Origin of the sequence: Methylobacterium sp. J-001 (assembly GCF_022829565.1) — a bacterium.
Lineage (GTDB): Bacteria > Pseudomonadota > Alphaproteobacteria > Rhizobiales > Beijerinckiaceae > Methylobacterium.
Genome location: NZ_JAKSYN010000202.1, coordinates 18,274 through 39,220, shown reverse-complemented (window position 1 = coordinate 39,220; position 20,947 = coordinate 18,274). Strand labels below are relative to the sequence as shown.

37 protein-coding genes are annotated in these 20,947 nt (G+C 65.5%); 16 read left to right on the top strand and 21 right to left on the bottom strand.

The window, feature by feature from the left end; genetic code table 11:
- Positions 1 to 144 precede the first annotated feature (144 nt).
- On the top strand, positions 145 to 2,568 hold the full coding sequence (locus MKK65_RS26575; RefSeq protein WP_243961108.1) for a hypothetical protein: 2,424 nt from the start codon (positions 145 to 147) through the stop codon (positions 2,566 to 2,568).
- Here the strand turns inward: MKK65_RS26575 and MKK65_RS26570 are convergent.
- Positions 2,517 to 3,329: an IS5 family transposase gene (locus MKK65_RS26570; RefSeq protein WP_243961107.1), complete on the bottom strand. Its 813-nt coding sequence runs from the start codon at positions 3,327 to 3,329 to the stop codon at positions 2,517 to 2,519. The genes MKK65_RS26575 and MKK65_RS26570 overlap by 52 nt on opposite strands.
- Positions 3,330 to 3,580: 251 nt before the next feature.
- Here MKK65_RS26570 and MKK65_RS26565 point away from each other — a divergent pair, with 251 nt between their 5' ends.
- The 4 genes from MKK65_RS26565 to MKK65_RS26550 are packed head-to-tail and all read left to right on the top strand — an operon-like array spanning position 3,581 to position 4,674.
- Positions 3,581 to 3,817: a hypothetical protein gene (locus tag MKK65_RS26565; RefSeq protein ID WP_243961106.1), complete on the top strand. Its 237-nt coding sequence runs from the start codon at positions 3,581 to 3,583 to the stop codon at positions 3,815 to 3,817.
- The gene (locus MKK65_RS26560) at positions 3,814 to 4,071 is read left to right on the top strand and encodes a hypothetical protein (RefSeq protein WP_243961105.1); all 258 of its coding nucleotides are present in this window, start codon (positions 3,814 to 3,816) and stop codon (positions 4,069 to 4,071) included. Before MKK65_RS26565 ends, MKK65_RS26560 begins: the two co-directional genes overlap by 4 nt.
- 10 nt (positions 4,072 to 4,081) lie before the next feature.
- A complete protein-coding gene (locus MKK65_RS26555) occupies positions 4,082 to 4,381 on the top strand; it encodes a hypothetical protein (protein WP_243961104.1) in 300 nt (99 codons plus the stop codon).
- 56 nt (positions 4,382 to 4,437) lie between these two features.
- The gene (locus MKK65_RS26550) at positions 4,438 to 4,674 is read left to right on the top strand and encodes a hypothetical protein (protein WP_243961103.1); all 237 of its coding nucleotides are present in this window, start codon (positions 4,438 to 4,440) and stop codon (positions 4,672 to 4,674) included.
- 28 nt (positions 4,675 to 4,702) lie between these two features.
- Here MKK65_RS26550 and MKK65_RS26545 read toward each other — a convergent pair whose 3' ends face one another.
- Entirely contained in the window at positions 4,703 to 5,185 is a 483-nt protein-coding gene (locus MKK65_RS26545) for a hypothetical protein (protein ID WP_243961102.1), read from the bottom strand.
- Between the two features lie 268 nt (positions 5,186 to 5,453).
- On the opposite strand from MKK65_RS26545, the gene MKK65_RS26540 reads away from it, so the two are divergent.
- The 4 genes from MKK65_RS26540 to MKK65_RS26525 are packed head-to-tail and all read left to right on the top strand — an operon-like array spanning position 5,454 to position 6,855.
- Positions 5,454 to 5,753, top strand: coding sequence for a hypothetical protein (locus MKK65_RS26540; protein WP_243961100.1), 300 nt, complete (start codon positions 5,454 to 5,456; stop codon positions 5,751 to 5,753).
- 12 nt (positions 5,754 to 5,765) lie between these two features.
- Positions 5,766 to 6,194, top strand: coding sequence for a DUF5681 domain-containing protein (locus tag MKK65_RS26535; protein ID WP_243961099.1), 429 nt, complete (start codon positions 5,766 to 5,768; stop codon positions 6,192 to 6,194).
- On the top strand, positions 6,191 to 6,622 hold the full coding sequence (locus tag MKK65_RS26530) for a hypothetical protein (protein ID WP_243961097.1): 432 nt from the start codon (positions 6,191 to 6,193) through the stop codon (positions 6,620 to 6,622). Before MKK65_RS26535 ends, MKK65_RS26530 begins: the two co-directional genes overlap by 4 nt.
- On the top strand, positions 6,619 to 6,855 hold the full coding sequence (locus MKK65_RS26525) for a hypothetical protein (protein WP_243961095.1): 237 nt from the start codon (positions 6,619 to 6,621) through the stop codon (positions 6,853 to 6,855). Before MKK65_RS26530 ends, MKK65_RS26525 begins: the two co-directional genes overlap by 4 nt.
- Positions 6,856 to 6,861: 6 nt before the next feature.
- On the opposite strand, the gene MKK65_RS26520 is transcribed toward MKK65_RS26525, so the two are convergent.
- From MKK65_RS26520 to MKK65_RS26495, 6 genes are all read right to left on the bottom strand, one after another.
- Positions 6,862 to 7,803 (bottom strand): DUF4238 domain-containing protein, encoded by a 942-nt coding sequence (locus MKK65_RS26520; RefSeq protein WP_243961094.1) that lies wholly within the window; start codon positions 7,801 to 7,803, stop codon positions 6,862 to 6,864.
- The gene (locus MKK65_RS26515) at positions 7,800 to 7,976 is read right to left on the bottom strand and encodes a hypothetical protein (RefSeq protein WP_243961092.1); all 177 of its coding nucleotides are present in this window, start codon (positions 7,974 to 7,976) and stop codon (positions 7,800 to 7,802) included. The genes MKK65_RS26520 and MKK65_RS26515 overlap by 4 nt, the downstream gene beginning before the upstream one ends.
- Before the next feature lie 87 nt (positions 7,977 to 8,063).
- Positions 8,064 to 8,351 carry a hypothetical protein gene (locus MKK65_RS26510; protein ID WP_243961090.1) on the bottom strand — a complete coding sequence of 96 codons (288 nt, stop codon included), beginning with the start codon at positions 8,349 to 8,351 and terminating at the stop codon, positions 8,064 to 8,066.
- 8 nt (positions 8,352 to 8,359) lie between these two features.
- Complete coding sequence (locus tag MKK65_RS26505) at positions 8,360 to 8,758, bottom strand: DUF2513 domain-containing protein (RefSeq protein WP_243961088.1); 399 nt, start codon at positions 8,756 to 8,758, stop codon at positions 8,360 to 8,362.
- Entirely contained in the window at positions 8,755 to 9,252 is a 498-nt protein-coding gene (locus MKK65_RS26500) for a hypothetical protein (protein ID WP_243961086.1), read from the bottom strand. Before MKK65_RS26500 ends, MKK65_RS26505 begins: the two co-directional genes overlap by 4 nt.
- A complete protein-coding gene (locus MKK65_RS26495) occupies positions 9,249 to 10,214 on the bottom strand; it encodes a site-specific integrase (protein ID WP_243961085.1) in 966 nt (321 codons plus the stop codon). Before MKK65_RS26495 ends, MKK65_RS26500 begins: the two co-directional genes overlap by 4 nt.
- Before the next feature lie 143 nt (positions 10,215 to 10,357).
- Between MKK65_RS26495 and MKK65_RS26490 the strand changes: the two genes are divergently transcribed.
- The 3 genes from MKK65_RS26490 (at position 10,358) to MKK65_RS26480 (ending at position 11,675) form a co-directional block, all read left to right on the top strand.
- Positions 10,358 to 10,582: a hypothetical protein gene (locus MKK65_RS26490; protein ID WP_243961084.1), complete on the top strand. Its 225-nt coding sequence runs from the start codon at positions 10,358 to 10,360 to the stop codon at positions 10,580 to 10,582.
- 62 nt (positions 10,583 to 10,644) lie between these two features.
- Positions 10,645 to 11,295, top strand: a complete 651-nt coding sequence (locus tag MKK65_RS26485) for a ParA family protein (RefSeq protein ID WP_243961083.1) — start codon at positions 10,645 to 10,647, stop codon at positions 11,293 to 11,295.
- Positions 11,292 to 11,675 (top strand): hypothetical protein, encoded by a 384-nt coding sequence (locus MKK65_RS26480; protein WP_243961082.1) that lies wholly within the window; start codon positions 11,292 to 11,294, stop codon positions 11,673 to 11,675. The genes MKK65_RS26485 and MKK65_RS26480 overlap by 4 nt, the downstream gene beginning before the upstream one ends.
- A gap of 190 nt (positions 11,676 to 11,865) precedes the next feature.
- On the opposite strand, the gene MKK65_RS26475 is transcribed toward MKK65_RS26480, so the two are convergent.
- The 7 genes from MKK65_RS26475 to MKK65_RS26445 form a co-directional block, all read right to left on the bottom strand.
- Positions 11,866 to 14,286: a PAS domain S-box protein gene (locus tag MKK65_RS26475; RefSeq protein WP_243961081.1), complete on the bottom strand. Its 2,421-nt coding sequence runs from the start codon at positions 14,284 to 14,286 to the stop codon at positions 11,866 to 11,868.
- 126 nt (positions 14,287 to 14,412) lie between these two features.
- Positions 14,413 to 14,676: a hypothetical protein gene (locus MKK65_RS26470; protein WP_243961080.1), complete on the bottom strand. Its 264-nt coding sequence runs from the start codon at positions 14,674 to 14,676 to the stop codon at positions 14,413 to 14,415.
- Positions 14,677 to 14,813: 137 nt separating this feature from the next.
- A complete protein-coding gene (locus MKK65_RS26465; RefSeq protein ID WP_243961079.1) occupies positions 14,814 to 15,278 on the bottom strand; it encodes a tellurite resistance TerB family protein in 465 nt (154 codons plus the stop codon).
- Between the two features lie 31 nt (positions 15,279 to 15,309).
- Positions 15,310 to 15,681, bottom strand: a complete 372-nt coding sequence (locus MKK65_RS26460; protein ID WP_243961077.1) for a hypothetical protein — start codon at positions 15,679 to 15,681, stop codon at positions 15,310 to 15,312.
- Positions 15,682 to 15,971: 290 nt separating this feature from the next.
- Positions 15,972 to 16,259 (bottom strand): hypothetical protein, encoded by a 288-nt coding sequence (locus MKK65_RS26455; RefSeq protein WP_243961075.1) that lies wholly within the window; start codon positions 16,257 to 16,259, stop codon positions 15,972 to 15,974.
- Between the two features lie 141 nt (positions 16,260 to 16,400).
- Positions 16,401 to 16,652: a 3',5'-cyclic-nucleotide phosphodiesterase gene (locus MKK65_RS26450; protein WP_243961074.1), complete on the bottom strand. Its 252-nt coding sequence runs from the start codon at positions 16,650 to 16,652 to the stop codon at positions 16,401 to 16,403.
- A gap of 127 nt (positions 16,653 to 16,779) precedes the next feature.
- Positions 16,780 to 17,019 (bottom strand): 3',5'-cyclic-nucleotide phosphodiesterase, encoded by a 240-nt coding sequence (locus tag MKK65_RS26445; RefSeq protein WP_243961073.1) that lies wholly within the window; start codon positions 17,017 to 17,019, stop codon positions 16,780 to 16,782.
- Between the two features lie 83 nt (positions 17,020 to 17,102).
- Between MKK65_RS26445 and MKK65_RS26440 the strand changes: the two genes are divergently transcribed.
- Positions 17,103 to 17,363, top strand: a complete 261-nt coding sequence (locus MKK65_RS26440; RefSeq protein ID WP_243961072.1) for a hypothetical protein — start codon at positions 17,103 to 17,105, stop codon at positions 17,361 to 17,363.
- Positions 17,364 to 17,870: 507 nt separating this feature from the next.
- Here the strand turns inward: MKK65_RS26440 and MKK65_RS26435 are convergent.
- The 6 genes from MKK65_RS26435 to MKK65_RS26410 form a co-directional block, all read right to left on the bottom strand.
- Positions 17,871 to 18,149, bottom strand: coding sequence for a hypothetical protein (locus MKK65_RS26435; protein WP_243961071.1), 279 nt, complete (start codon positions 18,147 to 18,149; stop codon positions 17,871 to 17,873).
- A complete protein-coding gene (locus tag MKK65_RS26430) occupies positions 18,146 to 18,400 on the bottom strand; it encodes a hypothetical protein (protein ID WP_243961070.1) in 255 nt (84 codons plus the stop codon). Before MKK65_RS26430 ends, MKK65_RS26435 begins: the two co-directional genes overlap by 4 nt.
- 70 nt (positions 18,401 to 18,470) lie before the next feature.
- Positions 18,471 to 18,635, bottom strand: a complete 165-nt coding sequence (locus MKK65_RS26425; RefSeq protein WP_243961069.1) for a hypothetical protein — start codon at positions 18,633 to 18,635, stop codon at positions 18,471 to 18,473.
- Positions 18,632 to 18,886, bottom strand: coding sequence for a hypothetical protein (locus tag MKK65_RS26420; protein WP_243961068.1), 255 nt, complete (start codon positions 18,884 to 18,886; stop codon positions 18,632 to 18,634). The genes MKK65_RS26425 and MKK65_RS26420 overlap by 4 nt, the downstream gene beginning before the upstream one ends.
- Positions 18,883 to 19,200, bottom strand: a complete 318-nt coding sequence (locus tag MKK65_RS26415; RefSeq protein ID WP_243961066.1) for a hypothetical protein — start codon at positions 19,198 to 19,200, stop codon at positions 18,883 to 18,885. Before MKK65_RS26415 ends, MKK65_RS26420 begins: the two co-directional genes overlap by 4 nt.
- Positions 19,197 to 19,442 carry a helix-turn-helix domain-containing protein gene (locus MKK65_RS26410; RefSeq protein ID WP_243961063.1) on the bottom strand — a complete coding sequence of 82 codons (246 nt, stop codon included), beginning with the start codon at positions 19,440 to 19,442 and terminating at the stop codon, positions 19,197 to 19,199. The genes MKK65_RS26415 and MKK65_RS26410 overlap by 4 nt, the downstream gene beginning before the upstream one ends.
- Positions 19,443 to 19,550: 108 nt before the next feature.
- Here MKK65_RS26410 and MKK65_RS26405 point away from each other — a divergent pair, with 108 nt between their 5' ends.
- From MKK65_RS26405 to MKK65_RS26395, 3 genes are all read left to right on the top strand, one after another.
- A complete protein-coding gene (locus tag MKK65_RS26405) occupies positions 19,551 to 19,847 on the top strand; it encodes a hypothetical protein (protein ID WP_243961062.1) in 297 nt (98 codons plus the stop codon).
- Positions 19,848 to 19,976: 129 nt separating this feature from the next.
- Positions 19,977 to 20,258, top strand: a complete 282-nt coding sequence (locus tag MKK65_RS26400) for a hypothetical protein (RefSeq protein WP_243961061.1) — start codon at positions 19,977 to 19,979, stop codon at positions 20,256 to 20,258.
- A gap of 58 nt (positions 20,259 to 20,316) precedes the next feature.
- Entirely contained in the window at positions 20,317 to 20,919 is a 603-nt protein-coding gene (locus tag MKK65_RS26395) for a hypothetical protein (RefSeq protein ID WP_243961060.1), read from the top strand.
- The last annotated feature ends 28 nt before the right edge of the window (positions 20,920 to 20,947 follow it).

Below are 20,947 nucleotides of genomic sequence, written 5' to 3'. Positions count from 1 at the left end.
CTGGCCCTGTGAAATCAGAACGTCCGCCTGACGTAGCTTCGCGACGATCTCCTCGGGCTTCGGGTGCTTTGCCATCTCGTCCGTCCTCCAGGCTCAAAAGCCATACCAAAGGGCGGACCACTTCAATGGGGGCTGACCAGTGTTGTGGAGCTGAACGGCACCGGCGGCCGGAAGGGGCAGGGGGGCGGCGCCGGCGGCGGCCAGATCGTGCGCGACGCCGACGGCAAGGTCATCGACGGCCGAGAGTACCACCTGACGCGCGTGGTCTACTCGACCGCCCTGGCGATGAAGGCCGACGGCATCGAGCTCACGGTCGGCGAGCTGACGGCGCGATCCTGGGAGGCGTTCAAGACCTCGACCGTGTTGGACGATGCCCGCTGGTCGCCGGAAGCCGCCAGGGTCAAGGCTGTCGCCCTCCTCGACCGTGTGCGTCGGGGCTTCGTCAGTCTCGACCCCAAGCCGGCCGACGACGGCGAGACGGTCGAGCCGACCTATCCCGATGCCCGGGTGTCCGTCGCAGAGGCCGAAGCCGCGACGGCTGCCATCGTGGCCGGGTTCTTCGGCGAGCACGTCCCGGCCTGGAAGCGCGAAATCGCCGACTGGAAGGTCGAGGTTGAGGACGCCAAGGACCGCAAACAGGACGAACCCGTGCGGCCCGATCCGATCTCCTGGGCGGCCCGGGTCGAGACCGCGATCGGCAAGACCGCGTTGGCGATCAAGGGCGCCGCCGAGGCGGCCAAGGCCGGCACCAGCATCGTCTACGCCGCGCCGATGCACAGCCTGCTCGCCGAACTGGCCGAACGGTTCGCGGCTGAGGGCGTCGAGGCTCGGGTCTATCGCGGCTACACAAGCCCCGACCCGGATGCGCCCGACCTGGCCATGTGCCTCGACATCCCCGCGATGGAGGATGCGAAGGCCGCCGTCCGCCCGATCCCCTCGACCGTGTGCGAGAAGAAGGTCGACGGGCAGAAGCTGTACTGCCGGTTTCACGACCGCTGCGGGATGGAGCGCCAGCGCCAGGCCAACGCCCCCGTCTGGCTGGTGCCGCACGCTCTGCTGTTCCAGGCCCGCCCCGGCGCGATCCCGACCCCGGACGCCCTGGTGATCGACGAGGGCCTGACCATGGGTGCCCTCCCCGACAAGCCGGCCCGCATGTCGCTGGACGCGATCGAGCGTGCCCCGGTCGAACCGCACTACACGGACGTGATCTTCACCAACGCGGCCAACGACCTCGAAGCGGCACGGGCGAACCTACTGCGGGCCCTGCGCGACCACGAGGATGACGGGCCGCTGCAACGGACGATCCTGCTGCGCCATGGCGTCACCGCCGCGGCCACGGGCGGCGCGTACAAGCTCGAATGGGACCGGCTGCGAGACCCCGGCATCACGCCGGGCATGGACCCCAAGACCCGCAAGGCGAGCGCCGCCTCGGTCGGGCAGCACAACCAGGATGTGAAGATGCTCGCCGGGATCTGGCGCGAGCTGCGGACCTTCCTGGCCGGCGACGCCGACGCGGCCGGCCGCCTGTCGCTTCGGTACGACGAAGAGACCGCGACCCGCACCCTCGACCGTCGATCGCTCGACACCGTGCGGTCGTCGTGGAGCGCCCCGGCCCTGCTGATCGACGCGACCCTGCCTGAAGCCCCGCTGCTTGAGCCCGTGATGGGCCACCGCGTCGAGGTGAAGGCCGACATCACCGCCAGATGGAGCCCGCACGTGAAGGTTCGCCAGATCCTCAGTGCGCCTGTGACGGCGCGCAAGCTCGGCATCATCGACACCGACGAGGAAGTCGACAGCGATGTTCCGGGGGCGCCGAAGCGCGTCATCACCGACCTGCTGCGGCTCACCCGCCTGCGCGCCGCGCTGGTCTGGCCGCGCATCGTCGTCGTCATCGCCCCGATGCGGCTGATCGAGCGCCTGAAAGACATCGGCCTGCCCGAGAACGTCGAGACCGCCCACTTCGGCGCCGTCGCCGGGATCGATCGTTGGGCGAACGCCGCCGGCCTGATCTGCGTCGGCCGGCTGCAGCCCGGCCCCGGCACCGTCGAGCCCTTGGCCGGCATCATCACCGGCACGGTGCCGCACGCCATCCCGCCGAACCCCAAGGGCGGTGGCCGGTGGTATCCGCGGGTTGGGGGCGCGATCCGCCTCGCTGACTGCAGCGGCGTCCGCGTCGAGCGCGGCCAGCACCCCGACAGCATGGTCGAGGCCTTGCGCTGGCAGATCACCGAGGGCGGGCTGATCCAGGCCATCGGGCGCCTGCGCGCCCTGCGCCGCACCGCTGACGCGCCCGCCTTCCTCGACATCATCAACGACGTGCCGCTGCCCATCAGCGTGGACGCCACCGAGGCGTGGGACGAAGCCAAGCCCGGTGCATGGGCCGAGATGGCGTCCGAGGGTGTGCTGCTGGAGAGCGCGGCCGACATCATGGCCTGCTTTCCCGAAAGCGCCCCGACGCGGAAATCGGCGCGAGAGATGAGCCTTCCGACGCTGGCCCTTAGAGTCCGTCCGAGAAGTCAGGGTGATCGGGCGAGGCGTCTGACGAGGATCATGACGGCGGCGGCGTAGAGGAAGGCTCTGGCGGAGGCGAGGGTCGCTTCCGCATCCTTCCAGAGGCGCCGGTTGCGGCTGATCCAGCCGAAGAACCGTTCAACGACCCACCGGCGTGGATGGACAGCGAAGCCAACCTGATCCGGAGGCTTGCGCACGATCTCGACGGCGATGATCGTCGCGCTCGCTGGCTTGTCGCCAGCATAGCCGGCGTCGGCGAAGGCCTTGGTGATGAACGGGAAGCTTCGGCGTGACAGGCGTAGGACCGGCACGGCCCCGTCCCGGTCCTGCACGTCGGCAGGCTGCGGATCGAGGACGAGCGCACGCCCGTCCGTATCGACCAGCGCTTGGCGCTTGCGACCCTTGACCTTCTTACCGGCGTCGTAGCCGCGCGGCCCGCCGCTCTCCATGGTTTTGACGCTCTGGCTGTCGAGCACTGCGGCGGACGGCGAGGCTTCGCGTCCGACACGCTCGCGATCAGCCATGACGAGGTGGTGATTGATCCGGCCGAACAGCCCTGCGTCGCGCCAGCGGCTGAAGTAGCCGAACGTGGTCGATCGCGGCGGCAGATCCTTGGGGATCAGCGGCCATGCGATGCCGCCGCGCAGAACGTAGAAGATCGCGTTTAAGATCTCTCGGGGCGTCCAGACCGGAGGCCGCCCGCGTGGCTCAGGCTTCGGCATCAGCGGCTCGATCACCGCCCACTCGGCATCGGTCAGGTCGGTTTCATAGCGAAGGCCGGCGCGGCTATGCTGCCGCCGGGTGGTCGGGGTCCACATGGCGCTTCCAGATCAGGCTTCAGCAACCCGCCTGGAATCATCGCCATCCCGGCCACTCAACCCCGCCTCGGATCATTATCGGACGGGCTCTTACGTCTATAATTAAGTCATCTATAGACGTTGGGGCCAGCGTCAGACGCGCCTCGTACAAGCGCCTTGGCCGCTTCGCGCCAGCCGCCGCCGTCCTGCTCCCGACCGCCCCTGCCGACCTGAAATCCTGGCTCTCTGACCGCCTTGGCGCGATTGAGTGGGTGAAGATCGAGGAGCCCGAGGCGCCCGAGGAAGCCGCTTCGCAGCTTGCCGTCGCCCCCCGCTGGCCGCGCTGCGCCGACCTCGCCCCCGAGTTGGCCGCCGCCTACCGCCTCGTGGTCGAGGTGCCCGCGCCGCCGCCTGCGCCGCTCGTCCCCGTCATCCCGGAGATCATCCGCTGGAGGCCGCCTATCCGCCGGCCGGACCTGCGCGTGGTCGCGTTGGAGGCCGCAGAATGATCCGCCTCTGCGATCAGTTCGGGCCGTGGGCCGCCGGCCTCGACCATGCCGAGCAGCGGGCCAGGCTCCGCGCCATGCGCGCCCTCGCCCGCGTCCACTGCGGCCCGCGCGGTGCGGACCTCTGTCGCTTACTCGCCCAGGCCGAGACCGACCCGGCGGCCCTGGAGCCAGCGCTGGCAGCCCTTGACCGCCTTCCCTCGAACGACCGCCGGCACCTGCTGGCGTCCTACAGCGCCCTCGCCCGCGCAGCCTGAAGGAGACCCGATGTCCAACGTCATCACCTTGCCCGAACAAGCCCCACAGCCGGCGCCTGTGGCCCGGTATGTAGAAATCGCCGTCTACGGCACGGTCGGCCCGCTCACGGTCGCCGTCGCCCGCCGCACCGACACGTCGGAGGGTCTGATCCATATCGTCGTGATGGGATCCGCCATCGGTCTAGAGATGGTCGCTACCCTGCCGGACGACGACAAGGGCCGCGCCGTTGCCGACTTCACCGGCCCCGCCGTCCTGCGTGCCGCTGAATTGGCTGAGACCGAATTCGCCGCCCGCCCGGAGGTGTGCTGATGTCAGCGCCCGCCCGCCCGCCTCACCCTGGCCGTACCTCGGCCGAGCGCAGAGCCTTGGACAAGATCGGCTGCGGCCAACCGCCGGGCTGCTCGCCGAAGACGCTGAAGGCCTTGATCGACGCCGGAATGATTGAGGACACCGGCGGGCAGATCCGCCAGGACGCCCTCGGGGCCTACACGGTGCCGAGCTACGGCATGCCGATCGCGGTTCACTACCAGTGGTGTTCAGCTGTGGCCTTCACCGACGAGGAGATGGCCGCGTTCGATGCCGACCTGGAGGGGCTGCGGTGAGCCCATCCGCTTCTACCCTGCAGGGCAACTACCGGCTGGTACGGGGTGTTCGAGGAGCCATAGGTTCGCACGAGACGAACAGGCTCACGAACCAGAACAAGGTCATCGCCGCGATCGCCGCTGCTGTCCCAAAGAAGGGACTGACAACCAAGGCGGCGAGAACGCCGTGCTTCCACATCAGGGTCATCGCGATCAGCCAGCCGAGGCTGGCGGCGATAGCCACCCGGACGATGCAGCATTCCGATGCCTGCATCACAACTTCTCCGAAATTATCACAACCCCAAGCTGCATTTCGAGCTTGGGCTTTCAATGGGGCAGACTGCGGAGATCGAAACGGTGGGCTGCTGCTGGGGCCGAACGAGAGGGCTCGGCCATGACGCCCCGCGAGCAAGCCGCCTTCAAGGCCGGCATCGAGACCGCCCGGCAGATGGCGCTCACCGCGGCTGTGACGCTGGAGGTGCGAGACGACGCCCGCGAGGTTCGCCAGCAGGCCGCGGCTGCCGCGCTTCATGGCTTCGCCTCCGGCCTTAGGGTCGCGTTCCTCGAACCGCCGGCCGACCAAGGCCCGATGCACCGGGTGTTCGTGCGATCAGTGCCGAGGCGGGCGACAGTGGGACCGTCGAGTGCCCAGAATGCAGGGGCCGGCTGGGCTGGGTCCGAGACAGCTTCAACGGCCACCTCCACGGCCAGTGCGAGACGGACGGCTGCCTCCAGTGGATGCAGTAGGTCGATCCTGTTCTTAGGTGTTATCAATCGTCAGGCCAGGTTAGATAGAGACCATGCAAAATCTCCACACCCGTCTCACGAGGCTTGAGGACGCAACTTCGAGCCTGCAGCGCCAAGAGGTGCACCAGTTCGCGATCGAAGGGCCAGCGAACATGCCCTCCGGCGCGGCCCTCACCTACCTGCGTGAGTGCGGGCACGACGTGCCGGAGACGGGTCTGAACATCGTCAGGGTGTTCATCGACGCCGAAGACGGAAGGCCCCTCAATCTGCCGTTGAAGGACCTCACCCGGGAGCAGTCTCTGGGAGCCTTTGTGGCTGCTTCCCCGCTGCATTTGCAGCCGGGTCAGAACTGAGGAGCGCGGACCGTGGCGGGTAGGGGCAAGCCTTTTCAGGCCGGGCAGAGCGGCAACCCAGCGGGCAAGGCCAAGGGCACCCGCAACGGCACCACCGTGGCCTTGGAGAAGATGTTCGAGGACGAGGCCAGGGACATCACCCGCAAGGTGATCGAACTGGCCAAGGACGGCGACACGGTGGCCCTGAGGCTCTGCCTGGATCGCCTGATGCCCGTCCGGAAGGACCGGCCGATCCTCTTCACCTTGCCGCCGATCGACACGCCGGCCGACCTCACGAAGGCGACGAACGCGCTGCTGCAGGGCGTGGCCGCCGGCGAGATCACCCCAAGCGAGGCGGCCGAGCTGTCGAAGCTGGTCGACGCCCACGTGAAGGCGATCGAGGCCGTCGAGTTCGCGAGCCGTCTGGCCGCGCTGGAGCAAACCGCAGGAGGTACGCGATGACCACGAAGCTGATGGACCGCATCGCCCGGCTGGAGGCCCAGCAGGCCCCGCCGACCGTAGCCGAGATCTCGTACACCCCGGGCATTCGGCTGCTGTGGCTGCTGCTGGCTGTGCACGTTGGCGACCTCCAGCCTCATGAGGCCGTCTCGGAGGGCGTCGCTCGGTCGCTCGGCTACGCGAAGGCCGGGGAGATGCGAGCCGCGATGCAAGCCGGCGGGACCGCCTTCATCGAGTGGAGGTCTCGGCATACCGTCGCTCTGACGATGCTCATCAATGCGCATGGCGGCGGCGCCGCGGCGGGGGTGACCAGCAACGAGGAAGTGATCCGATCCCTGGTCTCATCTGTGCCCGAGAAGTTTCAGTCGTACCCCAGCATCGCGGATGCCGAAGAAGCCATCCGGCTTGTCACCGAGTGGGTGAGCCTATGACGACGCCCATCCTCGGCAAGCGCCTGGTGGCCCTGGAAGCGGCCCACATCAAGCCGCCGGTCCGGTTCAGCCCTGAGGACCTGCAGGAGGCCGTCCGGCGGTACGAGGCGTCCCTGTGCGCCCCTGAGGAACCTGATCCCCGCGCCGTGGCGTACTGGCGGACGGCGACCGTGCATCAGCTCGGCGGGGACTACGACGCGATGCTGAAGGGGGCTCCGGCGCCGTGGGAGTGAGTTCGGCTACGTTCGCTCCTGATTGAAGGCAGACGGCGGGACAGCGATCTCACCTTCAGGAGGTTGGTACTCTCCCATTCTTCGCGATAGAGCCTCGACAAGCTCTCGGTTGGGTGAGGCAAACACGGTGCTGGCGCTCACGATTGCCCCGTTCACCTTCCTCACGTCCTGGTCCCTGTCGATCTCCAAAAGCCGCCCCCTACCTGGCAGGCCGTGCGAACAGAGGGCCACGTCGGAGGCGATAGGCAGCCACAGCTCAGAACCTGGGTCTCCTAGGTCTTGGCGCCTCTGTGGGGACAGGAGCCGCGCGAACTGAGTGCTGCCTAGTACGAAGCTCCGTTGAGGCAATCGGATGACCCCGGTGGTAAAGCCTCGCTGCATCATGACGGGTGATGCAGTTTCCATAGGAGCAGCCGCGTTCTCGGCGAGAAGGTTTCCACGTATCTTCCGGCCTAGTCGCTCGTTTTCAACGGCGGAGCGCTGACTGCTGGGGGCGATGTGACCCGCAGCCTCCCATTCCGCTATGACTTCCGCGACCGCGTCATCAACGCGGCGTCGGCCTGCAACGGTATTGTGCAAATCGGGGGAGCGCCTGAACTGAGCAATGAAGAAGGTTGATAGGGCTAGCCGCTCAGCCTCGCTGAACAAGCTCGCTCGTCCCTCGCGGGCTTCCGTGATGACCCGATCAAGGATAGGCGACGCCCGACCCTCAATGACGGATAACCGCGTTTCTGTCGTCCGGTCACGTGCACCATCAAGGCCGACTACGGTGTAAAGCTCCCAGCCCCGGAACAGCCGGGCAATGGGTTTCCTGCGGACGCCGAAAGCTCTCTCGCGCTTGTCGTAGAACCACAGGTTGAGATCGGGTCCAGAAAACCGCTCTTGGAAGCTCCTGGGGATGTAGTGGTGCTTTTTGGCCTTGGTCTGGCGTGGTTTGGAGGCGGTCACGGATTGACGAGATCGCCAGGTTTCAAGTTCGATCCGCATTTAGGACATACCGGCTCCATCGCCGCAAAAACCTCATCCCAACCAGCCAGGGTCGTCTTGAAGGATTGGCCGTTCAAATCGTCCAGGCTGTACTCCTCCCACTGGCTGGAGAACGGGGCATCGTTCTCGCGCATAATGATCGAGCTGGTGTGCCCGCAGGGGCATTGCACAGCGTATCGCGTCCGCGTCGTCACTGAAGATCGCTCCTCTGAACTCTACGCTCAGGTCAACGTCACCGACCCGTCGTCGGGATCGACCCCTTCGACCCGCGGACCGCTGAGACCCATCGCGCCCACCACATCATCGAGACCGCGATTGCAGGCCGCCGCGAGCGCATCGCTTGACGTGGTGGGTAGGGCGGCCAGGAGGTACCGCACTATCACGGACACAGCGGTCTCACGGCCCGTGCGGTGAAACTCAGCACCGTCCCGCTCGCGCTCGAAGGCCGAAACCACGTTGTCGGCGATAATGGCGGCGAACCGCTCCAGATCAGGGCTCGGCATCATCATCCACGCTCCTACAGGTCCAGCCCCAGCCGCTCCTTGGCGACGTGCTTCGCATAGGCCGTCGCCATGTCCTTGAAGGCCCCGAAGGCGAGGCCGCCCAGCTTGCTCGCCCCCGACTTCGTCCGCTTCCACACCTCAGGGTCACGCACGGTGTCGAGGAAGTCGTGTCCCGCCCAGGTCAGCCGGTCGAAGATCCACTCGCCACTCATCATCGCGTCTTGGCTGTCGCCGCTCGCGATGAGATCGAACTCGTACAGTAGATCCATGTGGTAATCGACCTGATCGGCTGTGTAGTCGTCGAAGCGAAGCTCGTCGCCTTCAGAATGAATATGAACACGCCTGTGAGGTGATTTTTCCAGCGCCTCCAGCTGCAACAATAGTTCGCGGATCAGGCCCATATCGCGCTTCATCGTGGCCCCTGGCTCTCCATCCAGCGCTGTCGGACTACGCCCTTGATGTTGGCGATCACCGGCTCAAGCGCTTCGGCGATGATGTGCGGGGTTGGCAAGCTGATATAGCCCTGCCGCCGGTATCGGAAGATGTGCGCCTCGTGGAAGGGGCTCAGCTCGGCGAGGATCTCTTCGAACTTGCTTGAGGTCGTCAGACCCTTCTCCTGGGCCCGCTCATAGAGAGCCACCAGATTATGCCGAAGCGAATGGTGGAGCAGCCCGCCGGGCCGCGATCCTGGATCAGCGCCGTGGCTGAGCAGGAATGCCTTCATAGCGAGCTCGGTTGAGTGGCAGAGGAGGTGCCACGCTGGCGCGACTAAGCTCGCCTTGACGAACAGCGGCTCCTCCTTCGGCTCAACAAGCAGGGCCGCTTCCCGATAAGCCTCAGCATCGGAGATCACCCCGATGGCCATTTGCTGAGGCGAGCGACCTTCCAAAAGCGGATTGGCGCTCATAGAAACCCGCTCCCGGAGTGCCCCTTGAAGGCGTTCGCCCGCCGGATGTACCCGACGACCGTCCGCGGGTCCCGGTGTCCGGACTGATCCATGATCCGGGCGAGATCGGCCCCACGCTCGGCCGCAGTGGTGATGTAGCCGGCCCGCAGGGAGTGTGCCCCGAACGTCGAGGCATCGAGGCCGGCGGCCGCGCAGTAGTGTTTCATCACCCGCTCAACCGTCTTCACACCTAGCCGGCGCGCCTCGACCCTGCCGGCCTTGTTCACGGGACGGAATACAGGCCCATCCGTGATCCTGGCTGCATCAAGCCATTCCCGCACTAGGGCGACAGGCCGAATGAACCGCCCGTGCGGGATGGCCTTCTCGACCCCCTGCCCTTCTTGGTCGGTCTTAGATCTCCGAACCAAAACCCGCAGGCCGTCTGGATCTTGGACCAGGTCGGCGACGTCGAGCGCCACGAGTTCCGATCGGCGGAACGCGCCCGCGAACCCTAGCGCCAGCAGGGCACGATCCCGTTGACCTGTGAGAGTATCGGGCGTCCGCATGAGCAGGGCCGCGAGGATATCGGCCGTCGCCGCTGCCTTCTGCTTCGGTCGTGTGCCGATCTCACGCCGGATCCCGCGTAGGCCCTCGCGCAGACCTTCGTCGTCCGTCGGATCCCGCTCACCGGCAAGCTTATGCGCGTACCGGATCGCGGCCAGCCGCCGGGCGATGGTCGACGCCTTCGAGCCGCGCGTCGCCTCATGGCTCAGAAACTCAAGCACGACGAGTGGTGTCGCTGGCATCGGATCGAAGCCGTGCTCCGTGCACCAGGTCGCGAACTGTCCTGCGTCGCTGAGATAGGCGCGCTGCGTGCTCTTGGCCTTGCCCGCCCGCTGGAACGCCCGGGCCTGATCGGACAGGCCGGCGACGATCGGCAAGCTGGTCCGAGGCTCCACGACGCGAGATTTCAGCGCTTTCATGGCATCGTGTCCGATAACTGTCCTTCTCAGACACTATCACGCGCGCTATGGTCGTGCGAGAGTCATTCCACGATACCGCTTTTATCACACCACGAAAGCACCGCGGCTTCACTGATGGGGCGACTGGGCCGGAGGCACGGCGGATGAGCAGGCAATACAACGACGCGATCGGGCAGTGGACCGTGGTCGGCCGGTCGATGCGCCCCCGCGACGCGCTCAAGCGGATCGCTGCGGAGCTCGACGGCATCGACGTCATTGCCGACCTCGACGAGGTACGCCGACGGCTCGCTGTCATCCGCGAGAAAACGGAACTCGGGCTTGCTTTCGGGGATCGCACCCGCCCGTCACATCCAACCAAACCGACGTGATTACAGCGTCGCTTCAACGGTTTTTTCCCACCATTTTATCACGTCGATAGCGGCCCAATGACATGACTCGGATTATAGGGCTCGCGCAGTCCAAGGGCGGCGTCGGCAAGACGACCACGGCCCTCAACCTTGCAGCCGAGCTGCACCGCCGCGGGCGCACCGTCGCCGTGCTCGATGCGGATCCGGCCGCGCACGCCGCCTCAATCGCCGAAGATGGGCAACTCCCGTTCAAGGTCGCCCCGCATCTGCTTGAGGATGATGCCGACGCCGCGGTCTCCGCGTGGGTGAAGACGGTTCGGGGCCAGGGAGCCGACTTCGTGCTGATCGACGCGCCCGGCGCCATGGGCGCGGCGTTCGGCGCCACCATCGCGGTTTCCGACCTCGTGCTCGTCCCAGCCGGGTCGACCGTGCTGGACGTGCGCGGGGCAGCCGAGACCGTCGGCACGATCCGCCGGCACCGAAAGGCCGCCAAGCGCGACCGGCCCGACATACTCATTGTCCCGAGCCGCATCGACAAGCGCACTGGGGCAGGGCGAGACGTGGTGACGACACTGGCTGCGCTGACCGAGCCGGTGGCGCCGGCTATCTCCTATCGCGCCATCGTGGCCGACAGCCTTGCGACCGGGGAGGCGGTCCCTGCCGACACGCCATCCGCGGCCGAATTCGCCGCGCTCGCCGACGCCGTCATGGTTCGCCTCGGAGAGACCCAATGAGCCGCCGCCCGAACGTCTCGCAGACGCTCGCGATGAAAGCCGCCGCGGCCGCGGCCCGTGAGGTCGAGCAGGATGAGGCGCCGCCGGAGCCGGTAGCGACACCAGAGCCCGAGCCCGAGCCAATCGTTGCCCGCGCTACAACGGCAACCGAGATCCATCAGCCTGTCTCGTCGGCTGTAGAGGAGCGCGTCAATTCTAAGCCGGCTGGCCGGCCGAAGGGGCGCCGAGATGTAGCCGCCCGACAGACAGTCTACCTCGATGATGCCCGCCACGCTGCGCTCGCCAGAATTGCCGAGGACCGGGGCCGCTCTATCCATTCCCTGATCCTGGAGGGGATCGACCACGTGATCGGAAAGCCTAGTGCGAAGGGGTGGCAGTAGCAGCAATCGACCTCGCAAAAAGCGTCACGATAGTGGTTTCGTGGTGTTGAAAAACCACCGATAAACCTCGAAATCCGCGCTAATAGCTGCGGCGCGGTCGAGTTGCGCGCGAGGCCGGGCGAGCCGTGATGATATGGCCGTCTGGCTGATGCGGTCTCATTTCAGAAGGAAAGAGAGACCACGTGGCCTTCTATCGAGCTTTTGTTGAGCGTCTGCGACGTCGCTTGGATGCTGCCTTGCTCAGGGCCCGTGACAGGGCTTCGACCGAGTACGGCTTTTGGAGCAGCTCGAAACCGTGCCCGCCTTCCTGGGCTAGGACGTGACTATAGCCGCTCGTCAGGATGACGGGCAGTCCGGGATAGAGGCGCCGTATTTCGCGGCCGAGTTCAATCCCGGTCATTCCCGGCATCACTACGTCCGAGAAGACGATCTCGTGAGCGTCCGGCTCTTCTGCGAGAGCTAGAAGCGCAGCTTGACCATTCTCGACCCAGTTCGTGCGATAGCCCAGTTCCTCAAGGGTCTGGGTCACGAAGTTGCCGACCTCCCGGTTGTCTTCGACCACCAGTACGCACAGGTTACCGCCATCGGCGGTTGCTTCATCATCATGCTCAATGGCAACCTCGACCGGCGCAGGCACGCGAGGTAGATAAAGTGTGAACGTCGTGCCCTGCTCGACTACGCTCTCCACGATCACCTCACCGCCCGACTGCTTTGCAAAGCCGAAGACTTGGGAAAGCCCCAACCCGGTCCCCTGACCGACGTCTTTCGTCGTGAAGAACGGCTCGAAGATCCGCTCCAAATCCGCAGGTGCGATGCCGATGCCCGTGTCGCTGATCGACACGGCAACAGTGGGCGTCACGACGATGGGATGCGTGCGGACAGCGGGGATTTCCTCGACTGCCTTGACCCTGATCGTGATCTCCCCAGCACCGTCCATCGCGTCACGGGCGTTCACAGCCATGTTGACGAGCGCAGTATCGAATTGGCTCGGATCGGCGTTCACGAAACACGCTTCTTCGTCGAGATGTGTTGCAACCCGTATGCGTGCTCCGGTCAAGGTGCTGACCATCTCGCTCAGCATGCGCACGCTCTGGCCGGCATCAAACACGGTGGGTCGAAGCGCCTGTCGCCGCGCGAACGCCAGTAGTTGGCTGGTCAGCTTGGCCGCGCGATCGACGGTGTCTGAGATCGCCGCGATGTAGCGCGTCCTACGTTCCTCAGCGAGGTTTGGTCGCTTCAACAAGTCGGTCGACGACTTGATCACCGTGAGCAGGTTGTTGAAGTCGTGCGCCACCCCGCCCGTGAGCTGGCCGACTGCCTCCATCTTCTGTGACTGGCGCAGTTGCTCTTCGGTTCGCATCAGCTCAGCCGTTCGGTCGGCCACACGCTGCTCAAGGGTTTCGTTGAGGGTACGCAGCTCTGCGGTAGCACGGTCGCGCTCCGCCGCAACGGTGCGCCTCTCCTCAACGTCGATGAGGACGCCGGGAAAGCTCGACGGCGTACCATCCGCGTCGTTGTCGACGCGTCCGTTCGCCTCGATCCAATAGTACCTACCATCGGTACGCCGCACGCGATATTGATGCGCGTAAGCACCACCTCGCTTGATCGCTTCGTCGATCGCCGCAGCCAGTCCCGTCTGATCGTCGGCATGAACGGTTGCGACGATCTGGGCGAGCGGAATACCCTCTCGTCCGAGCGCTGGGTCAAGCCCGAAGCTGCGTGCGAACCCCTCATCGACGGTGAACCGATCGGTGGTCAAATCCCAATGCCAGGTACCGATGATCGCCCCTGCTGCGAGGGCGAGTTGCACGCGCTGTACGTTCTCGCGGGCGAGCGCCTCACTGGCGCGCAGTCGCTCTTCCGCGACGCGTCGCTCGGTGGTGTCGTTAAAGAAGATCGCGATCTGCCGTTCCGCGGGTTCACCGACGCGGATGGCCCGCACGTCGAACCAGCGCCCGAAAGCCTCGGCGTAGCTCTCGAAGGTTGCTGGCTCACCGGTCCATGCGACGCGTCCGTAGGTCTCGAACCAGAAACGCTCTAGGTTCGGTGCGAATTCAGTGACCCATTTCCCCCGCAGGTTGACCCCGGCCTGGCGCTCGAAGGCTGGATTAGCCTCAAGGAAGCGATAGTCTACCGGACGATCTTCGCCATCAAATTTGACTTCAACGATAGCGAAGGCTGTCTCGACGGTCTGAAGGAGTGTTTCAAACCGATCTCGGGTCTCGCGTAGACGCTTCCCAGCCTCATGCTGGCGTGTGCGATCGCGGACGATCTTGACGTAGCCTTGGTGTGTGCCATCCTCGATGCGCAGGGGCATCAACTCGCCCGACGCCCAGAACTGGGTGCCATCTTTGCGGAGATGCCAGCGCTCATCGCTTGCTCGACCATCGACGACGGCGAGGCGCATCTCTTCGTTGGGGCGGCCTTCGGCACGATCAGCAGTTGTGAAGAGACGTTCGGCCGATGCGCCTACGATCTCATCGCATCTCCAACCGAAGATGTTCTCTGCCCCAGCATTCCAGTCCGTGACGACCCCATTCAGGTCGGTGCCGATGATCGCGAAATCGATTGCACTTTCGATGACGTGCTGGAGGTGGTGACGTACAGGCATAGCCCCGTGTAGCTGCTTCTAAGGCGGAAGTTAGGTTACAATGATCGTCTGACGGCAATCGTCATCAGAGCACCTCATTCCAGGCAGGAAGGCGCTAGGCCGTGCGGTCAGGGGCAGACTTCACCGCTACAGCCGCTCTGGCTGGGCGAGCATGATGGCGGCACGGACGGCAGCCCGTCGAAGCTCTGGGCTTGCCCAAGGCTGACGGATCAGCGTGTTGGCGAAAGGGTGATCGGCGACGGCGGCAGCCGGGTCAATGCGATAGCCTTCGCCGAACGAGACGTGACCAGAGGCCGGGTCCGTCATGTATGCGTCCACCACGGCAGCGACATCGTCATCCACGATGTCGAGGGTGGCTAGCAGGTCTAGGGTCATGAGCCGGTTTGCCATGCCGGCGCCATAGCTATTTCACGAACGCCGTGCTCCGAACGAGGTTAATCGGGTGCGCGCGGCTCGATCACGTCTATGCGAGGTGTTGGGTCGGCTGATCGACCTGCTCTCGAACGTTGATGCCACTACGCGATGGCTTACTGCCGAGGCGTAACCCGAGCCACCGCAGTTTGCATCAGCTCGGGCTTGTTGACGATGAGAACCGCGGCGATCTCGGTCAGCGCCTTGTCTTCGATCTCGCTGACGCCCTCATGGTCGGCGACATCGGCAGCGATAAGGAACGCGTCCTGCCGCTGTTCCATTGGCCGCCCGGCAATCGCGGCGACCCGGCGTAGGTTCTCCACCCGGCCTGCGCGGGTCCGTGCCCGGGCGATCGCCTCGTACAGCGCCTCCTCCAGCATCAGGAGGTCGTAGCCCTTCTCGATGATCGGGTTGGCGCGCAAACCGACTAGTGCCGTCTCGAACTCGTCACCTGCCACCTCGCCGTCAGCGACGATGACGTTGGCTGCGGCCGAGATCCCCGCCTGCATCAGCGCTTCGTCACCGGCATAGGCCGTGACGGTCCGGCCGAAGCGGGTCAGCAGATCCTTGAGGGCGTTCATCGCGATCCGAGAGGTTGAAAGATGTCAGTCGTCACAAGCTCGCATGGGCAGTTGTGCTGTGGGATCCGCCGAGGCTGACCTGCCGCCGTCCGCTGCCATGCAGGCCATGGGCTGGCGCTGTGTAAGGCCGGCGGGACAAGTCATATAGCAAGTTGCCGACAAGTCCTGCGGCCCGGCGCAGGGTCGCTCCCTCACATGTTGCGGCTACGCGCACCCCGATCTCGTGGGTGTGGCTGCGGCCGTACAGCCAGACGGCGAGCCGCGCCCGGGTCGCCTCCGGGATGCCGTCGAGGAGGAGGCGCGCTGCCTCGGGATCGGCTTTGGCGAGCTGGCCTACGGTCTCCGGTGAGACGGGGCAATCGAGAGCGGGGTCGTCGACACTGAGCAAACGGGTACGGTTCATGACGGCACCTGCAGGCTGATAGCGACCAACGTGCCGAAGTTGTAGTTAACGAAGGCTTACGTGGATTGGACGGCTCGGCCCCGCCGCCCGATCTGATCACGGGCTGGCGGGGGAGGTCGTCGATCTCACCGGCGGGAGCCGATACGCAACGCGGCTTGGGATGCAGGATGGTCGTTGTCGATTAGCGCAGCGTGCCGGAGCTCGGTGGCGATCGTCCCGGTGTGGGACCGCGCATGAGCAGACTGTTGCGTCGGGCGACGATGATGGAGCGCCCGACCGATAGTGCTGCCTCAGCAGTTGTCGGCGCCGGGCTTCACGGGCTGACCTTCGGGAGCCTTCTTCGAGCCGTCATCCTTCATGGCGGCGCCCAAGTTGTTCATCGCGCCGACTGTACCGGGGGACTCGCCCTTGGCACCTGGGCTTACCTTGGTGGTCGAACCGCCATCGACGTTCGAGCTGGTATCTTTCCCAGTAGCGGCATTCGTCGTCGTGCCGACATTGCATGGAGCAGCAACAGCGAAGCTCGCTGACAGCGTGAGCATCGTGGCGACAGTGGCGATATTCAGGATCTTGGACATGTTTCCTCCAGGTTTCTGAGCCTGAAGGGAAGGGGGCTCGTGGTTGGTTGTTCCGGGTGACCCCATGTGGCAACTGCTCGCGCCGAACGCGCTTCTTCGCGTCCTTCTGACTGCGGCATCGGTTTGAGCACGGTGACGATGCTATTTGCCGCCGCCGCTCTTGTAAGCCGTAATCGCACGCCGGCAATTTTCCGAAATCTTGTCCATGTTCTTTTTAAAGCAGGCATCCATCTCCGGACTGTCCGGATCATCGCCGCTGCAGAACGTGACCGCATCGCCGGAACAGTAGGTCTTCAGATCCTTGTTGCCACGCTTTGAGGCGGATGCATCGGGGGCTGCAAGAGTAGGGGTCGCTACGACGACGAGGCCGAGGGCGAAGATGAGGCTGCGCATATTGGTTACCTGGCGGGAGGAATTCGTCGAAGTGCTAACGGCTTGGCTCAGTGATCTATCGCTTCCGCTGACGAAGCCGAGGCTCGCCCCTCCGCGGCATTCGAGCTGTGACCGAGCGGTCGAGTAGCTATTTGCCACCGGCCTTCTCGTAGGCGTCGATGGCGCGACGGCAGTTCGGCGACATCCGGCTCAAATTCTTCTTAAAGCAAGCGTCCATTTGCGGGCTGTTCGGATCGATGCCGGCACAGAATGCCAGGGCGTCACCCGCACAGTTGGTCTGTAGGTCCGCGTTGCCGCGATTGGGCGCCTGTGCTGAGGCGGAGGCGGCGATAGCGATGAGGCTGGCGGCGAGGATGAGGCTGCGCATTTCTGCTATGTAGCCGCCAAGGGGCCGCTGACGAGGTGGCCTCGGGTCGACCCGAGCCCTTGTCGTCACGCCGGAGGACAACCATGGGCCCTTCCGAACCCAATCGCCTGATCTATGCTAGCCCGAATGGCGACCGCTGGCACCTGCTGTTCGATACAACGACCAGGCGTAGCTTCGTTCGGCATACCGGCAACATCGCCTCGGGCGGCCACGTGACGGACTTCAGTCTGCCGACCTTCCTCGCGCCTGGCCGCAATGGCCCCGAGCATCAGGAGCTCTGGCGGCTGATCGGCGCCCTTGTCGGCGCGGATGAACCCAGGCAGCAGCCCATCGACGTTGCATAGGCTAGAACGCCCTTTCTGGTCTGATCAAAGGCTGGTGGGGCTGAAAGGCTATTCGGAAGCCTCGGTGGCCTCCTCGCCGTCTTTGACGCCCAGCGCAGCTTTCTCAGCCAGGAGCGTCGCCAACGCGGCGCGGATCTGATCGCCCTGCTCTCGATAGGGTTAATCGAGGGCGGCCATCATAGCGCGACGATATCGGTCTTGGGCCGCGGCGAGCTGCGTCGCCATGCCGACCTTTACCGGCGCCCTCTCAACCAGCTTTGGCTTGCCCCGCGCCGGCTTCTTCGGCGCTTTCTTTGAAAGCTTTTTCTCAGACATGGCGGGCCAAGCGCATGCTGCGTCTTGAGGTTCCTTCGGCGACCTGCTCGCTATCGACCCCAGATTGATTGAGGCCTTTTAGGGATCGCAAAAATGGGCGCCCGAGCCAGAGGCGCCCCTATTTCCGAGTAAAAAAATGGGGTCCTTTTTATGGGATGCCCAGGAGCGGGCGGTAGGCTTGGTCTTGGCCCCTCAGTGTCGCCCGGCCGGCCGCGCACGGGTGAACGTGTCCAGACCGTCTGCATCGACCATCACGAGGAACGCTGCGTAGGCTTCCGCCTCAGTCGCGAAGGTCTGCTCCCACTGGGTGGAGCCGCCGCCGAGGGCGACGACCGCGAGCTGCCAGTGATCCTGCGTGCCGGCGAAGCGGTAGATCTCGACATCGACCTCGATGTCGCCTCGGGTGAACGACCCGGACAGCGGGGAGTGCTCGAACTCGCGGTCCTCGTCGTTCACTGCCGGGCCCGTCATGGAAGCGGTCGCCCCCGATGGACGTAGGACGCCATCGCAACGGCGATCAGGATGGTCGCGACTGCAATGTAGGCTGTTTCGACAAGGCTGACGACGAAGCCCGCCGGCCGCACGACGGCGAGCCACACCATGAAGAGCAGGCCCGCAATGGGTGCGCTAAAAGCCAGAACGGTGATCACGAACACCAGCCATTGCGGCGTCGCTCGGTGCCGCCGCTGCACAGGCTGGTTATCGTTGCTAATGCGCGTCACGGCCCCTTCCGCTCCCTAAACCGGATCCCGGCCCCGCCGCCGTTCTCGGGGATGAGCTCCAGGCCGGGGGTCATGACCGAAGATCCGCCGCTGCTACGGCTACGGCCGCCGCGACAGCTGCAACAGCACAGTCCTCGAACGCGTATTCTAGGCCGGCCGCCTCAAGCGTGCGTTCGACGCTCATAAGCACGACCGCAACGCCGATCGCCAGTAGCCGACCCTTGATCATGCTCATCCAGCCGGCTCCGCAGTTGCTGTCTCTTGGATACCGAGCCACTCCAGCGCCGCTGGGCGCGACTTGAACACGTGCCGCTGGTTCGCGAACGGTGCTGGGCGCTCGGTCGCCGGCATCTCATCGAGCAACTCGACTTGCCATGTGTCGCTCGGGCCGCTGCGGTGAACGCTGCGCACCAAGCCCGCGATCACAACGCCGTCGAGCAGCACATCGTAGCTGCCGGGCGCCAGTTGCTCCACGGTGTAGGTCACTGCTGTTCCTTGGTGCGGAAACCGGCGAAGAAGCGGGTCAGGCCTTGCAGGTCAACGCCGTCCGATGGCCCTGCCGCTGGCTCTGGTACCGACCGACCATCCTTGTCCGCGAGTTCGTGCATCACGTGGGTCAGCAGCGGCGGCCATTCCATGCCATGGTCCTGTAGAAGGCGTGCGGCCTTCGCCAGTGCGACGGCCTGATCCGCAGGCACTGTCCCACCCGTGATCAGCGCGTCGAGCGCACGATCTGAGAGCACGGTGCAAAGGCGCAGAACCTCGGAGAGCCGCTCGGGGGAGGCGGGTTCGGCGGTCATGCCGGATCCTTTCGGCGCAGCTTCACGCCGGGCTCGCCGTGGTTCAGGAACTCGACGCCCTCGGCCTCAAGGGCTCGTTGCACGGTCGAAATCGTCTTCAGGCCGCTTTTCAGCATGTCGGCACCGCACGCTTCCATGTTGCGGATTGTCCCAATGCTCACGCCTGACGCCTCGGCTAGGGCCAGTTGCTCCACGCCGGCAAGAGCCCGCGCAGCCTTGAGCTGGTTCCCCGTGGTGAGCATCGTTCGACTCGACAGCAAATGAATTCGCTATCATAACCATTTTGGGCTTGACGGCAACCATCACTGAGTTATTCTCAGAACCAATCTGATGGTTATAGAAGTCAACTAATGCCCCACCGCACAGTCTCTTGGACCAAGCTATCCCGCAGCCTGCAGGACAGCCGGCCGGCCATCGCCCCCGGCATGCTCTCGGCCAAGGCCCGCATCGACATGACGGTGCGCACCACCCGCCGCCCGCTGTTCGCCGCCGGCCAGTTCGACCGCGCCGCCATCATGTCGGCCGCCGCATCCGCCGCCCGCGCCCATCAAGAGCGGTTCGGCTGCACCTGGAGCGAGGCCATGTCGGTCTGTCTCACCGCCGCGTGGCGCGCCGCTAAGATGGCCCGCCACATGGCCGCGCACTGATAGCATGAGTCCAGAGGCCGGTTTCGGGGCCTTGATCGCCTGAAAGCTGAGTTCGCTCAGACACTTGGGCGACTGAGTCGACTCTCTCCTTTCTGACCACTGCCACGAGCCCTCACTGGAGCCCGAACGATGACGCACGCCCGCATCCCCAATTTCAGCCAGCCCGTCCCGGTCCGCAGCACGGCCCCGAGCGTCGCCCCCCGCCGGATCCCGGTCGATCCCCGTTACCTCAACCTACCGAACGAGCCGGTCCCGGGCGAGATCGAGGCCTGGGAGGCCGTGACCCCAATCCGGCCCGACACCGCGCACAGCCGGTACCTGCGCTTCCTCGATACCGCCGGCGAGCTGCTGGCCGCGGCCTTCATCATCGGCGGCGGCATGGTGCTCACCGGCCTCGCCACCCTGCTCTGAACCCAGCCCGCACCCGAGCGGGCCGGCCGCCCGCGCACCTCTCCGTGAGGATCCCGCGATGTCCCTGCGCACCTCTCTCAAGAACCTGATCCGCCGCGATACCGCCGCCAGCCTGCGCGAGCGCGCCACTGAACTGCGCGGTAGCCTGAGCCGCCGCACCGTCGTGGCTGGCACCGTTGCCGCCGCCGTGCCCCTGCCGGCGCTTGCATCCACGACGCAGCCCGAGCGCGCCGAGTACCGCGCCCGCCTACTGACCGCCTACGCTGAGGATCGCGCGTCCAAGCCGATCGGCAGCGTGGCAGAGTTCGGCACGGTCGAGGAGATCGCTGCTGACTTGGTGCAGCGCCGACCGTTCGAGGTCGGCCGCGAGATCATGGCCCTATCCCCGCCCAAGACCCTCGATGGGCTTATCCTATCCGCTCTCGCTGCTGCCGTGCTCTGCGAGGCCGACCACACCCCGCACGATCCCACGAAGGTGGCGGCCATTGGCCTAACCCGTGCGGTGCTCGCCTTCACCGGCACGCCGCTGCCGCCCGGCTTCGTCGGCTTCGGGGATGAGCCGGATCACGCAGCACGAGACGAGGCACTTCACGCCAGCCCCGGCGGCACCCTGCCAGCGTGGGCCGTCGCCGCAGCGCAAGCCAGGACTGGACGCCCCTGACGCCGCTACCGCGCGGCGCCCGTCTCGC